This window comes from Psychrobacter sp. 4Dc, assembly GCF_002836715.1.
Lineage (GTDB): Bacteria > Pseudomonadota > Gammaproteobacteria > Pseudomonadales > Moraxellaceae > Psychrobacter.
The window spans coordinates 54036-69783 of record NZ_PJAT01000107.1 but is presented as its reverse complement, the minus strand read 5'-3'; the positions used below and the strand labels follow the sequence as shown (position 1 = coordinate 69783).

Here is a 15748-nt window from a genome sequence, read left to right as displayed (position 1 = left end):
TTACATCCCTTAGTTTTCGATAAAGCCTTTGGCTTCAAATCTGGCAATATGTTGTAAAAAAGCGGCTTTGGCTTGGGCAGGCTGATTGAACACCAGCTGCTGGCGCGTATCCTTGTCACCTATTGTTTGTTCAATGGTAATCTTCTTATGGGCAATGGTGATGTAAACATAAGCAATAGCGGTCTCTTGTGCGGTTAACGCTTGTGTCTTATCGCTTGTAGTCGCGTGTATCTGAGCAGCTGGTTGGGCTAAGGCCGTTAAATCAAGCGTCGGTGCAGAAGGTAATGTCATCAACGAGCTATTGGATGCTACTTGTACGCTTTCTTTTTTATTCTTAGGCTGATTAAAGCGCTTACTCGGTACGCGTTTACTCAAGACACGAGTGTCATGCCAACTATCATTGCCCGTATTGTTTGGGTCGTATTGATTATATCTAAGTCGTAGCACAATAAGATGCGCGCACACGCCATGAGTGAGACGATGTTGCAAGTACTGCGGACAGCTACATTCCGCCTTGGTAACTAGCCCTTCATCGCCTAATTGCAGCTGGCTGTGATAAGTACGTCTGTCTTCTTCGACATGAATATCTGCACGAATAGTAATACCTTTGACAGCGACAGTCTCAACTGTGAATTTCTGCACAGCATCTGTACGGCCAATCAAATCAAAAGCCTGCTTTTCTGCTTCGTTGTGATAAGCGAACTGTGCCATATCAAGCAGCACTTGGCTCAAAGGTCTGTAGTGATACAGCTGCGTCGCCATCTCATAGCGAATTAAGCCTTGCTGAGTACCTGACAGTAACCACTGCTGTACTTGTGAGTGAGAAACAGGCACAGACGTTAATGAAGCATCTGCTGATAGCGACTTTACCAAATCTTCTAGCGTACTAGGGGTATTTTCCAGTGTCTTAATTAATACAGACAAGCCATTATGCTCATCGTTATTATCATTATTACTATCATCTAAGGTTGCTTTACTACTGTCTGATAACCCTTCAATAGCAGCTAATGTATTTTGCAGTGGGCGCTTTGGCAGTAACAAGTCAAAGTTTAATGACTGTGACCAGTTGGCTTGGCTAAAGCCTGTCATAGCAAAGGTAAAATGAAAGCCTTTGCCTTTTAGTGTCCAGTAGCTTGGCATGCCTTGACCCAGTAGCGATACCGAAATGCTGTCAGTATGTGGCAACAGGCGTTTCAATAGACTCAGACGACGGCGACCCCATAAGCGAATGAGCTTTGCTTGTTTCCCTTGATAGGGCTTTTGCTGTTGGCTGACTTGGCTTGTGACAGTAATGTCAAAAGGCTCTAATATAATCACCGGCAGCTGCTGAGGTCTAAGCTCAATCAGCAGTCCGCGGCGCTTGCCTTTGATATCAGCATGCATACGCAGCTCAAACAGCACGTTATACAGTGCGATTGGATCAAGATAGATGGTGTCTTGCGGTAATTGACCTGCAGACTGTACTTGCAGCAGTGCTCTGATCCAACTTTTGGGCACATTGATGCGCTTTTCTATGATCTGTTTTTTTACGGTGGGCGTAGTTACTGCGCTGTCAGTATTTGCTTCAGCCGTCTCTGGCATAGTCTCGAGTAACTGTAAGCCGACCGCTTCATGACCAATGTCTAATATCGTTTGTTGATGATCTCGTATTTTCTCAATACCGTTAAACAAAGCCGTACTGTAATCAATACTGGTGGTACCAAGGGTAGCTTCGGCACTTTGCTCAAAAATTTCATTGGTCAATGTCAGTTGGGCATAGCAGCCTTCATCACGGCTAAACACCTCAAAGCTGACACCTTGCTCATGCACCTGAATAATCGGGTCCAAAATACAAAAAGCCAGTGGGTCGTTATTGAATAGCCACGTGAAATAATCACGCTGCGCAGTAAACAGGTTTTTATTGCTGCTGGCACGGCGCATCTGCATAAATACCGTGTACGCTGAGCGGTCTTTTGGCACATAGCGATAATCACTACTGACCACATCAAACAGCGCTAGCAAACTGTCACGAAAGACAAGGGGGGATTTGACCTTACCATGGAAGTTAACCTCCGATCGATTCAGCTGAGCAAATAGAGCCACATGCTGAGTGTGTTCGGTCGTTTGCGCCTCCGACAATGAATCTGACGATTCGTTAACTTGACTGATTTGGCTAGGGGCGGCGTAGTCCAACTGCATCATCAGGCCATCAATGTTTGCTACTACTTCTGACTCTGTTTCTGATGCTTGGTCTAATTGATTGTCTATAGTCATTGACTGTCTCCTTCACCCTGATTGCTTTTTTGACTGCTGTCCTGACTATATGCCAACGGACGCTTTTGCTGTGCTCGTATCATGGCACGTTGCCAGCGGCGTAGTACTTTATAAGCAAGCTTCTGAACGTCTGAGTTTTCATGTGCCATGAGCGTCGTCAGCCATTGTTTGATATTTGGATCATGTAGCTGTCCAAGCGCTTCGATAGCACGGATACGAACCGTCAGCTCCATGTTGTCATTACTTGCACAATGATACAGTGCGTTAGCGTCTTTTGCTTTGATCCACTGTAGTAGCTGCTGATTGATTGGTATCTCGGTAGACGAGCTCTTATGTTTTAGCGCATTCTTTACTACCGTTATTATGGATTTTTGGGTAGATGTACCGCTTTGTTCAATACGGGTTAGTAGCTTTGATAGTAAGGTTTGGTTGTCATAAGTGAGCGGCGATTGAACCGTAGTTGATACGCTGCTCAATGTTGGCACTATATTTGATAACACCTTATCGTCAGCGACTGGTCTGGCCAGTAGTCCTAACAGCGCTTGCTGCCACCAATCACTGACGGTAGTAGACAGTAATGGAATAGCAGTGGTAGTCAATGGTTGACGAGCATCATTGAGCCAATCCAGCATTGCGTGAATCTGCTTAACCGCCACTTTATTGACAGCACCTTTGGCAATGGTAATGGACACATGACGCATGATTAGCCAAACCAGCTGTTTGATGGTGCTACCCACTTGCTCAACCATATCAATCCATTGACTATTATTGATGGTCGTTGGACTGCGGTTGATGGTGTCGATAAGCGTGTGCCATTGCTCGCTTGCAGTGTCAAAACGCTGCTGCAATGTCGCAACCATTTCTTTGTCTAGATAGCTGGATGGATACTGAGTCAGATAGCACAGTCCAATATGCTGTGTCAGTGTGTTACTACTGGTAATCAACGCGGTAAGCTGCGATGTTGGCATGTCTTGCTTGGCCAGAATGGCATTTTGCAGTGCCGTCAAGGTGTCAGCTGGCAAGTGCGCGCCATGCTGGGTGATAAATGCTGCCAGCTCATCGATGCTGCTATTATCAATGATACGCTTTAGACTCAAATGCTCAGTCTCTTCTATAAAGTCAGTATTATGGCTTTGAATGGCTGCCCAATCATAAGGGTAAACCTGCGACGCGAGACTGCCCCAAGTTTTCTGTGCCGCAGTATAAGCCACCATGAGCACAGTACGATCTAGGTTGCTCGTTTTTAAAATATCTAAGATTAATGCTTTATTGGCATCGTTATCATTCATCTGCAGTAGCCATACCGCATGCCTTTGTGGACGGAAGAATATGGCTTTATCGATATGAGTGCGGATATAGCTGCGGATTTGTTCCCAAGCAGGCGTTGTGTTGAGCCAGCGCAGTCCATTTAACCAATGGACAATGGCGGGATTGGTGAAATGGACTGCAGGGTCTGACAAGTGCGATTTTAATAGCTCAAAAATATGCGGACTATGCTCAAAATCACCGCCTTGTGCAAGGCGACCCAAGGCTTCACTAGCCACGTCTTGTAAGTAGTGCTCGTCGTCCTCGGCCAGTTTGATTAACTTATCATAGGCTTTGTATAAGGTATGAATCTGTAAGTTTTTATCAGCGTTGTCCGCATTTTGATTGTTAGTGCTGCCTAGTAGCTCGCCAATGGCTAACACACTGCAGCTGCGGAACTCAGCATCAGGGTTGTAATCGATCGTGGCCATCAAGATATTGACCCCATCAGCATGACCGCATTTAGCGAGTCCTTCAGCCGCGGCAAACTGCACATCAGCGTCTTTATTACGCAGGGCGTTTTGTAATGAGGTAATGCTGCTATGTCGTCTTTTGGCTCGATATGCCAGTGCTTCAACCAACTTAAAGATATAGTTAGCTGGCATCTGCTCGTAGGCTAGCGCCAAAGCGCTATCAATGCGCGAGGATAAATCACTGTCGTCCGATTTTGCCCATGCAAGTGACGGCAATAGCAGCGCGGCAAGTGCATAATCACTATGACTCATAAGGGTCGTAAACAGTGACAGCAAGACTTTCGAGTCTCTAGGATGCTGACGTTGTAACCAACGCGTGTCTTCACGCTCATCTAGGTAGTCATCGATGTTTTGATCGTAACCGCTGATTTTCACCAAAGTGTCAAATAAGTATTTACGCTCTTCTTTATGCTTTTCTGGCGTGTACTCAAACAGATTCTCTAAACGCTGTAGTAATGGTGCGACCAGATGCGTATTACGCAGGTCAGCGATATCACCATAAATAAACTGCTTAGGTTTGTTGATATGGGGATCGTCAAGTAAGGCTAATAATCGTAAGTGCGCTTCATTAGCAACTTGTTCAGCAGTCGCAATATCAAAGCTGCTCTCCAAACCATTCTTTAAATGACCCTCTAAAGTGTTCTTATTGATGAATTGGTACGACGTGAGTGCCTCAACAAGTAAGTTCCAGCTACGGTATTTCTCATTACTGGCCTGAGCGTCTTCAGCAAAATCAAATAAGCTATCAAATAGCGTGTTGTCCGCAAAGAGTACGTCATGAAACTCGACCAGTTGACTCAGTGCTTGATATTTTGCATCCCAATCATCACTCTTCACAGCATGCAACAAAAACGTCAGTTTGTCTTGGCGTTGCACTGACGGCGATTGACTGTTTGCAAAGGGCGTGACGATGACTTGTTTCCATTCAGCAACGATCTGAGGCAGTAGCGACTGACAATAAGACTGTAGCCCAAGTAAGCTAGCAGGCAGATGGCCTAGTCGGCCCTTTAACAGCTGATAGGCCTCTTCTGCTAAGGTGTGATTATTGGTTTTTAACAAATCAATGAGTTGTTGATCAGCGCTACTACTGACAGTAGCTGTATCCGATGGTTTGCTTTGCTGCTGTATAGCATCGTTCTTTACGGTATCTAACAATAAATCCAAGCCGCGTTTTACCATGTCACGGTAGGGCGTGCTCATGGCATAGTCAGCCAGCTTTTTGGCAGGCATGTCCAGCTTATACAAGCATGCCCAAACCAACTCACGAGTGTCAAAACTACTGTGGTTGAGTAATGGCAATAACACGCGACTGGTACTGTCTCGCCAGTCCTCATCGCTATTAGTGTTGAGCTGCGATGATTGAGTAGCAAGCCACATTAGCCCTCGAATGGCTTGGTCTGTGGTGCTGCTATTAGCATAATAATCATCGCCTGCGCGTATGACGCCAATCCAAGCGCCAAAGGCAAGAGACTGGTATGGATAATGTACTTCCTGACTGTCTTGTTGTTCAGTAGGAGAGCTATCGCCTGTTTGTGTATCGCCTGCTACCTCATCAACTGTGGCTGTAACTGGGTGAGCACTTAACAATGCCTGCAAACTGCGTTGCCATTTTTGTAATGTCTCAAAAACATCGTCCTCATCGTCATAGTAGTCATGGGCGAGTAATTCAGATAAGTTACAAATGACACTAATGGTTTGCGCGCGTACCAATGGCTGCTGATGTCGACTGAGGTTGGCGAGCTGTTGTAAGTTTTCGGTACTGACGGTTGTCAGGATACTTGCTCGGATAGAGGATGTATTATGCGACTGTCCTTTAACACCACCTTTATATGCCGTGTTTGGCATGGCATCTATCATCATCGTAATGACTTCAGAGTGAGAAGATAAAATACTGCCTAATTGACGTGACAAATAATCACTTAGGTACTGCCACGTTGACGATAGTGCTTGCTGGTTATTGCGTTGTTGTACGTCATTCGGGTAACGAGCGAGTATATTGGCGTAGACTACTGCCGTGTCATTATCAGCAAAGCTTAATGTTTCTATCAGTCGATTGGGCCTGACAGTGCTGGTAGCGGTCTTTTCAGGAGCTTGCCTGCCACCTTGCAAGCCATTCTGTAAATCATTAAATATCAATAACAGTCTGGCTGCTACTGCATAGGACTCTGACTCAAACAAAGGCTGTAATTGTAGTGCATGTGTAATACCTAAACCGTGCTGCGCTTGAAGCCAATAAACAGGCATTTTTGATGCTACCAGATTGCTATTGTCGATATTGCCATAAATATCATGAGTCAACAAAGCCTGCCCACGCGTATCACCTAGGATAGCCAAACCAAAATTGGCACAATGGCAAATAATGGGGCTCTCATCTTTTTGCCATTTGAGCAGCAGATCAATATCGTTTACAGTCACCATGAGCGTGAGTGTTGGAGCAAGTGATTTAAAATCGGCGTCAGGGTGGTTTAAATATTTATCGTACCAGTTAAGCGCGTTGTATGTTGAGGGATAAGCTAGCTTTGATAAACCAAATAATGCTTGGCCTACATGACTGTACCACTGAGTATATGTTTCACTTTTTTTGTCCTGAGAGGGTATTGGTAGATCTAAGTAATGCTTAAAGACTTGGTACGCTTGCTCATCACTTCGCTTTGCCTGTTCTTCGTCAGCATATAAACGAGATTGGCTGGCCAGCAGTTGAGCGACTGTTAGCTGAATATCAGGATAAGGACTGTTGAGGGCCGCGGTAATTAATGCTTCGTGATGATTCGGTTGATCATCGGCGCTACTATCATCTAGGCTACTGTGATCCGCTAAAATAGTAGACTGTAAGTCTGTCAGCGCCAAAGCGACCGTCAAAGCTTGTTTACGTAGCTCAATACTGTCATCAGCGAACATGGCCACTAGAGCTGGCATCAGTTGTGTCAGCTGAGTCGTATTGGCTCTGGCTTGCACTGTCGTAAGGGCCAGTTGCTTAGTGTCCGCATAAGGGCTGGCAAGCGCGTTTAGCATTATCTCAGCAAACCCTAAATGTTTACTTTGCTTAAGTGCAATATCAAAGGCTTGTTTGCGGATAGCGGCAAACGTATCCGCAAAGAACAGGGTCAGGACAGCTTGATTGATCTTTTGGTGATTCGTTTCTTCAGTGTTATTGGCTTTATTTGTTTTATGCTTCGAGTTCATCGCTAGCAGCAGTCGTTGCCATTCTTCTATCGCCACTTGATGCACATCTTCAAAGAGGCTCTGCTGCAATAGCTCAATGATGTCAACGATAGCGCTATCAGAAACATCGTCAGAAACGTTTTTAGAAATAGTGTCAGATGACTGCTTAAATTGGCGGTTTAATAGAACTTTTACCACTTCTAACCGAATGCTGGTAAAAGGATTATTCAATGCCTGTAGCAGTATGTCTGTCATCTCTGACGACATCTGAGTGCTTTTGTCACCACTATTTGAGCTATCTGGTGCGACATGTTTTAAAAACAGTGCTAAAGACTGCTCATGAATGTCTTGATGTTTAGAAGCAAAACCTGTCGCTGCCCAAGACAATGCATTGTCTGCCAATTTGCCATAGGCTTGCATAGCCACTTGGCGCACGCCAGCGTCCTTATCGTCTAGTAATGTCGGTAGGACTGCTTTGCCGTCTTCTATATTTAAATGACCAAGCGCGGTAGCCACACCAGCACGGATGATGGCGCTGTCATTATGGCTCATCAGACTAATCAGGGTGCCAAACGCCCGTTTGTCTTGTAGGCAAGCCAGCGCATAAGCCGCTCGGAAACTGATATCTTCGTGACTATTGCTTAAGCTTTGTAATAAGGGCTCTAACGTGTCATTGCTTAGATTTATAGATTCAGCAGCAGGCTTCTTGGATTTGGTCGTTTTAGCCTTACTCTTAGATGCTTGAGTACTATCTGCTTGCGAGATAAAATCTTGCGTAGATAAGGTTAAACGGATCGCCTCATCGGATTCTGATGGTTTAACACTCTTATCATTCGTCGCTGTGCTGCTAGCATTATCTAGTAGCGTGCCGCGCAGTAAGCGAAAGTCATCAAAATCAGACAGGGTGCGCAATGTTTGCGTGTCACCTTGCTGTTTCAACGCCTCTATCAACTTAGGCTGAGACAGCAATGAGACATAAAATGCCGTTTGCCTAATCTCTATATTACGATGATTCTTTAGCAGCATCAATTGACGCGAGACTTCAAGGTGATTTAGCATGCCGCGCTGATACAGACGAATCAGCCCTGATTGGACAATGTCTGATTGATTGCAGTCTAATGCCATCAAATCTGCTTGCGGACTGTTCTCTGGCAATAAAGTCTCAAGGGACGCCAATGCTTGCTTGCGAATATTCGCAAAACTGTGTGACAACGCTTCTCTTAAAATAGGTAAGATGCGGCGCTGGCTGGTGGCATCCTTCATTGCGACCTTTAGGTAACCTTGTAACGCAGAAGCCACCACTTCTTCGTAGTAACGGTTTTTAAAAGCTTCTTCTAGATAATGCAGCGGGCGCTTCGCCGTACTTGCGCGGTCGGCCAAGGCATGAAAAGCAGCAAGGCGTACTTTTGCACTGTGCGCCGAGCTTAGTTGCTGCTCTAAAACCTGTGCAGTTTTATCAAGATTAGTAGTCGCAACCCACTGTACCAATTGCAACGCTTGGTTGGCCGTAAGTGTATCGCTATCAGCAAGTAATTTTTTAATCAGCTCTAACGTTTGGTTATCTGCTTGCGCCTGTAGCAGCGCTAAGCCTTCTTTAAACGACACATCATTATTGTTTGAAGTATCTGTCAGTAATTGGCTGATTCTCTGATAGCCGTCTTTGATAATATAATTGACTGGTAATAGCTTGCTATTTTTTGCCGTACTATTTTGTGAGGTGCTATTCTGTGATGTACTTTGAGTGTGGTCAATAGGTATAAAACGTAAGCTCTGATCAGCACTGACTACGATGAGCGTTGGTTGTTCAGCGTAAGAAGATAAGACGATCTGTCGCGCCTTGGTTAGATCCTCTTTACAGCTGTTTGGCTGACCTTTATCAAATGCCCATGATTTGACGCTCTTGTCATCGGCGGCAGTGAAGAGCCGAGTGTCTGAGACACAAAGCGCCGTGATCATTTCGCTGTGTTGGCTAGACTTGGCTCTATCAACAGGATGCAGATCGCCTTGGACATGAGTACGGTATAGACATTTGTCTGTGCCTGCTGAGAAGAAGTACTGCCCGACTGGCTCAAAACACAGCGCGTTTACCCTACCTTGGTGGAGCTGTTTTCGGCTACTTAGAGTGAGCTGAGCTTTATCTGAGCTCCATTGATAGCTACTAACATCTCCCGTTTTATCTGCTACGACTAACCACGAGCCATCACTTGAGGTTGCTAGCGCGGTTAATGCAGACTCCTTACTTGATGCTGCTATAGAAGACGAATAAGGCTCAATGATGACAGTACTGCTGGCTTGACTGTCCTGATAAGGCCATACCACGATATGTTTTGGATATAGAATAGCCAGTGCATCTTGTAGTGGTGCCATTGCTACGGCACGGCCTATAGCATTGTTATTATTTTTAGGTGCATCGAACAAGGATGTAGCACTGGTCTTCTTAACTTTCTTTGCTTGCCAATCCGTTTGGTAAAGATGACCATCGTCACCAATCATCACAATAGTGCTGTCATCTATTTTGGTGATGGCTTGCATCGCACAAGGCAGCGCTGTTGTCGATAAGCTAAATTGCTCACCTTGTTGATCAAGGATGTATAAGACCGTAGTAGATGCTTGCTGCTGGCGAGTAATAAAAAGACTGCGCCCATCTTGTTTGGTTGTCTTTTGAGTTGCCGTTTGGGTGCTGTTGGCCTTACTGACTAAGCCAATAATTTGACCCCAATAGGGGAGTGTTATTGTTTTCATTGTGTTATCTCAGTTGAGGTGAAGTCATATTTTTTTAAGTATCTTTTATCTATATCTGTTTGCCAAAGCCGTTAAGCCGATGCCACTGGCTGCAGATTTTTAGATAGCTCAGGATAGCGATGCAATAACCGCGTGACGGCAACCAAACACGCATGACGCTCCATCTTGCCTGCAGAGTGCGTAAAGGTGAACAGTGTGGGCATAATGAGCGCCGCAAAGGTGCTGTCAGCCAATGCCACATCACGAAAGGTCTCAATCAACGCCAATTTAGCACGACTCGCAGATATAGGTTTTAGCGTGATATTGATATTTGACTCAGTTTGCTCCGATAAGGTTTTATCTGAGTAGCGTTGTTGCTTATGCTTACTGCTGTCAATAGTACTGGGCTCTTGCGAACCACCTAGACGGCCAGGTGGTAGCTCAAAGAGACCACGGCGTAGTAGCATCAATAACTGATCGACTTCTGCAGGCAAGCTTGCTAAACGACTATCTGACTGCTCTGTTAAGACTGGTTGAGCGCTGCTGTCTTTATCTTGAGTAGCATCTTTATCTTTACTATCGGTACTGGTTGGTTGCCAGTTTGGAGACGCGTGACGCGCCTTGTAGTGTTTCCATAGCATGGTCACGGCGGCATAGCGTACTTCGCGGTCTGTGCTTTGGGTCAATCGATATAGAGACTGCACATCTTGGAAATTAGCATGACGCTGCAGCAAGGTAATGCCGATTTGGCGAGCGACTCGCGCTTTGCTTTCAATCAAAGCATTCAACATGCCAGCATTTAATTGTGCTGGCTGAACGTGGTAACGTCGATTGGCAACGGATGGCTTATCCAATAGCGCACGCTTCAGCAGTTGCGTGACCTCAGTATAGGGAGATTCTGCCATCATCAGCCATAGGGCCGGCGTCGGTTGCCACGTCGCCATTTCATACTCACTCAGTAATAAGCCAAATGCTCGCAGCTGGCTGTTACGGTGTTGCAATAAAGGAATGACGCGCTCCGCATCAAAGAACGAAGAAGGGATAATCGCATCGGGATCGACTGGTCTGTCTGTCAGTGCCATACAGATCTGTTCATGATGATGACTGAGGTAGCTGATCGCAAGCTCACTGATAGGTGCAGTAGCATCATCTGTTGCCATATGCCACAGTGCATTGGCACCTGCAAAAGTATCGTCTTCAGATACCTCTCTAGATTGACCACTTAACATCTGCAAAAATGCGGTTTCGGAGATAATCTTTAGCGGCGCACCATCGGCGATTAAGCTTTCGGCTTTCACTTGCTTGCTACCTTTACGGCCATTACCGTATAACGGTGAACCATCATCACCGATGACCAAGTAATCTAACTTGCCGTTGACAGCACCACTGATGGCACCATTAGCCGCTTTCACAACTTTTTCGGCCTCGCCACGAGTCATACTTTGCATCTTGCCTGTGAATAAATAGCGTTGGCCGGTTAAATCTACTTCAGTAGCGGCACTGCTATCAGAACCTTTATTGTCAATGCTATTACTGGAAGCGTTGTCAGTAGAGGCGTCTTCATTACTGTCAAGATATGCGACAAAGTCGGCAGGCAAGAACCCTTTGTTAATGCGCTCAATAGCAAATTCACGGTAGAGTGCTTGTTCGCTATGCGCAAGATTCATAAGCCAGTCGAAACCTAAATCTATCGGCGCAAACCGACGCACATCAGACAGCCAATCTCGCACGTTTTCTGCTAAATACTCATCAAAGGTCAAGTGCTTTTTCCAGTTTTTAATAGGAGTGTCAGCAGATTTTAATTGTTCAATATATTCACTCACTTGCCAATCACGCTCATAGGCAAGCGCATGCCAATAGCTCATATCAAGCGTCGCCGCTGACAGTACATCTTCATCAAACCAATCAGTAATAGTCGCTTGCGACAGTGGATGTAATAGCAGTGTTTGCCACACGGCAGCGTTTACTTGGCTCAAATCCAACCGTCTGAGCTGGTCCAACGCAAAGTCCATGCAGTAGCTGTCGTTATTAGCAGCGAATTCCTGTTGCTCTGGTATATCTAACTGCTGGGCAACGCGAATAAAGTATTCAGTCCCTAGCTCTTTGGCACTATAAAGCTCAGGCAGTTTTTTTATGGCAAATTTTACGCTGTGTGTTCTGCCGCTAGTCAATCGTTCAAAAAACCACTCAGGGGTCAAATCGCGCCTTGTAAAGTGTTTGCTAAGTTGTTTGCTCGCGGTTTGATAGTGATGTTCGGTATCTAATAACTGCCCCCAACCGTTGACACCAATATCAGCAACAAGGTCACGACTCAGGATACTATTGATGGCAAATGCTCTAACAGGCTCATAATCTGACATGGCTAGTAACATCAGCTCAGTGAGCGATAAGTCTTGAGCATAGCTTTTGGCATAGCCAATCGCATATTGATAGGCGGCAGGATAGTGTGAAAGGAGTAGTTGCAGTACGACTTGATGCAAGCCCAATACTTGAAATTTAGACTTTTCAAAATGCGGTGAATTTTCTAATAACCAAACAATCATCTCATCACGCGCTTTGCTGTGCGCTTGTCCGGCAGATAAATATTGTAGCGTCTCACCACTCACATCACGTAATTGGGTCTTAAAGTCGTGCTTTAGGCTATCGGTTGCGAACTGTCTGATAGCCTCATTTTTGGCGATAGCCAATAGCTGGATAAGTGGTTCAGGGTCTCGTTGCCATGACTCAGAGAACGCGCGACCTTTTGCATCAAAGAGCTTGCGAGGTGAGCGACTGCTGAATCGATTGACACCATAATCAAGGCTGTTGTGGAAGCAAATATGATTGAGCACCCAGCTGTTCGTTTGTTCAAGGCTGCCTGCTGTCATGGTTTCGTCATAGCTGGCGAGTACAGAAACGGCGGCATCAATGTAGCCAATTGGCATTTGCTGTCCTAGCTGGCGCAAATAACGCCATGCTCTAAGGCTCATATAGGTTTTGGTAGCTAGGCTGACCGCAGAGTTGGCGGTTTGATTGAAACGCTGTAAATCAATCTTGGCGGCTATTTGTCCAAATATCTCATAATCTTGAGAAAATTCAGCTTGCTTATAAATACGCTTTAAACCCTTCCACGCACCATAGCTGACTGGCAAAGCCGTAATGGCTTGTTTTAAGATGGCTCTAGAGTACGCGCTGCCATCTTCCCACAGTGCGGTCAGTGTTATATGGATCTTATAGCGATCTGGGAGGGGGTAAACGCCTTCGTCTGCTTCCAGTTTGGCAATCATTGCCACGCGCTCTGTAAACTGTACTTCGGGATGTTGGTCCCGAAACTGATGACTAAATATCTTATCTAAAAACCGATCAAAAGTAAGCTCATGCTCAGGGATGGGCGTCTCGGGAATCGCAACAGCTTGAGTTGCCAATGTACATAATTTATCGACCAAACTTGGATCTTGGACTTGCCAAGCTTGCTGAATTTGTGAAAATGACAGACTCATAGAAATTTGCCTTAATTTTTATTTTGTCAGTGCGCGTAATTTTGTAGCACCATAAAAGCGCGTTTCACAGAAAATATCAAGGACTTTTGTAAGGAAATATATGGGCTGCGACATATAGCGTCGCGCACGATTTTATTTGCAATTATATATTGACAATAATAACTGTTATGAGGCAAACTTAACGAGTTGTGAGATTTAGCGTTTCACCGTTTACGGTGAGGGGCGACGTTGCGTCGTCCACGAGTCAAGCCATTACATTTTACCCAAGGAAGACTGTTTCAGTCCTGCTAATACCTAGATAAAGGCCCTAGTGTCATTAGCTCGCTGGCGCAATCACGCAATCGTGATTGAGCTAATGCACTAGGGCCTTTATCTAGGTGCAGTCCAGTGAGTCTTCCATGTACCAGGTCATGAGGTAGATTACACAACAATTGAGTGTGACATCATTATGATGGCATTCAAGGCCTTTAAAGCAAAACCGGATTAGGGCTGTTTATTCAGCGCTAATCCGGTTTTTTATTGCCTGATTATTAGTTGATAATAAAAAAGCCCTTTGTGATAGACAAAGGGCTTTTTAGTGCAGAAAATATGATTTTATACGGAGCTATTTATCCCCAATAACCATCAGGACATTTAGGCAATTCAACTAACGTGCGACGTAACGCATCTGACCATTGATGACGGATGGTGTTAAAGTACTCGTCACGCTCATCAATACGTCGGCCGTTGGGCAGAGCTAGGCTGTCATTGTCATAAAGTACAAAATCTATCGGCATACCGACTGATAGATTTGAGTGAATCGTGGAATCAAATGACAGCATCAGCGCACGTGCCGCGTGTCTTACATCCGTGTTATAGCTGACAGAACGATCCAAAATAGGTTTGCCATATTTGCTTTCGCCCAACTGAAAAAACGGTGTATCTTCAGTGGCTTTGATGCAATTGCCTTCAGGATAAATCAGGTATAGCTCAGGTAGCTGTCCTTTGATTTGACCGCCAAGCATAAACGAGCTGGTAAATGCACCATCGCGAGTAGAGTTAGCGACTGCTTTTGCATGGTTCATAACATCACGCATACATTCACCAACCATTTGCGCGGCATCAAACAACGTCGCTACTGTATTAAGGTTACTCTCAGCACGCTGGTCAATGTCGCTTTGTAGTTTATTGAACACTGCCTGCGATGTCGCTAAGCTACCAGCTGTCTGTAGCACCATAAAGCGCTCGCCTTCAACGCCGTATTGATACAACTTTCTGAATGTCGATATGTGATCAACACCGGCATTCGTGCGCGTGTCACTGGCAAAGACCATACCGTCTTTTAGACGAATGGCAGCACAATAAGTCATAAAATACCCTTGATGAATAAACGTAATAAAAAATAGCAAACGCTATGATAGCTTTTTGACTAATACCAAACTGTAAAGATTTTCGTAACCGCCGCCCATACGCACGCCGCGAACAGGCGCTGTATCTAGATAATCTCGCCCAATAGCCACGTACACATGTGAGTTTGGGGTAAATGCCTGATTTGAGATATCAAAAGTATACCAGTAACCATCCAGCCAAACCTCAGCCCATGCATGACTGGCCATGTGATTTTCGGTATCGTCATACAGATAACCGGACACATAACGCGCTGGAATCTGTTGATCGCGCAAGATACCTAAAAATACATGCGTATGGTCTTGGCACACACCGGCACTTGTCGCAAACGCCTCAGCAGCAGTTGTGCCCACATGTGTGACGTCTTTAACAAAAGGCATTTTCATAATAAGGGCATTCGCCATCGCCTTTAAGCTGTCATGAGTAGGGGTTTTCAGATATGGTGCTGCAAATTCTCGCATCTCTTGTGAGCATTTGGTCAACGGGGTTTGTACGGTAAATAGCAGGTAGGGGACATGATCCATATCCTCTAAACGTTCGGTTTCGGTGTTGATCTCAACGATACCCGACGCCTGCATTTGTAAGTTGTTATGTGCCTCGTTACGACTGAGCGTGAGCCATGCATTACCAAAGCCATCCTTTTGGTTAGTCGCCACTTTAGGGAGCATGACATCCCATTTATGAATGGTCTGATGCGGCATTTGCATGGGGGTCATGCGTATATACTGTACACTGCGCTGCGCTAGCTCATTGTAATAATAGTTGGTTTGGTGACTGATTTGAAGTTTCATGGCATTTTCCTTATAGCATCTTTCTACTTTCTGTTTATTCCATATGTCTCATGAGCCATTGCTATTGGTTTTTGGCTAGACACCTTCTATACACCTTGACGCAATATGAGATTGAACTCCTTGCTAATCAGCGCAAAATCACTAAATTTCTTTGACCTGATCATCTGGTTGGTCAAGC

At 45.2% G+C, this 15748-nt stretch carries 5 protein-coding genes; all 5 read right to left on the bottom strand.

Going from position 1 to position 15748, the window contains the following annotated elements; all coding sequences use genetic code 11:
• Positions 1–9 precede the first annotated feature (9 nt).
• Positions 10–2253, bottom strand: a complete 2244-nt coding sequence (locus CXF61_RS09675; protein WP_165598057.1) for a hypothetical protein — start codon at positions 2251–2253, stop codon at positions 10–12.
• The gene (locus CXF61_RS09670; RefSeq protein ID WP_165598056.1) at positions 2250–9935 is read right to left on the bottom strand and encodes a HEAT repeat domain-containing protein; all 7686 of its coding nucleotides are present in this window, start codon (positions 9933–9935) and stop codon (positions 2250–2252) included. Before CXF61_RS09670 ends, CXF61_RS09675 begins: the two co-directional genes overlap by 4 nt.
• Positions 9936–10006: 71 nt before the next feature.
• On the bottom strand, positions 10007–13393 hold the full coding sequence (locus CXF61_RS09665; RefSeq protein WP_165598055.1) for a BRCT domain-containing protein: 3387 nt from the start codon (positions 13391–13393) through the stop codon (positions 10007–10009).
• A gap of 608 nt (positions 13394–14001) precedes the next feature.
• Positions 14002–14742, bottom strand: coding sequence for a proteasome-type protease (locus tag CXF61_RS09660; protein ID WP_165598054.1), 741 nt, complete (start codon positions 14740–14742; stop codon positions 14002–14004).
• A 42-nt stretch (positions 14743–14784) separates the two neighbouring features.
• On the bottom strand, positions 14785–15570 hold the full coding sequence (locus tag CXF61_RS09655) for a transglutaminase family protein (RefSeq protein ID WP_165598053.1): 786 nt from the start codon (positions 15568–15570) through the stop codon (positions 14785–14787).
• Positions 15571–15748: the final 178 nt, after the last annotated feature.

Bases quoted from the DNA above. Each gene is read 5' to 3' on its own strand.
- CXF61_RS09675 (WP_165598057.1), bottom strand. From the start codon at position 2,253: ATGACTATAGACAATCAATTAGACCAAGCATCAGAAACAGAGTCAGAA.
- CXF61_RS09670 (WP_165598056.1), bottom strand. From the start codon at position 9,935: ATGAAAACAATAACACTCCCCTATTGGGGTCAAATTATTGGCTTAGTC.
- CXF61_RS09665 (WP_165598055.1), bottom strand. From the start codon at position 13,393: ATGAGTCTGTCATTTTCACAAATTCAGCAAGCTTGGCAAGTCCAAGAT.
- CXF61_RS09660 (WP_165598054.1), bottom strand. From the start codon at position 14,742: ATGACTTATTGTGCTGCCATTCGTCTAAAAGACGGTATGGTCTTTGCC.
- CXF61_RS09655 (WP_165598053.1), bottom strand. From the start codon at position 15,570: ATGAAACTTCAAATCAGTCACCAAACCAACTATTATTACAATGAGCTA.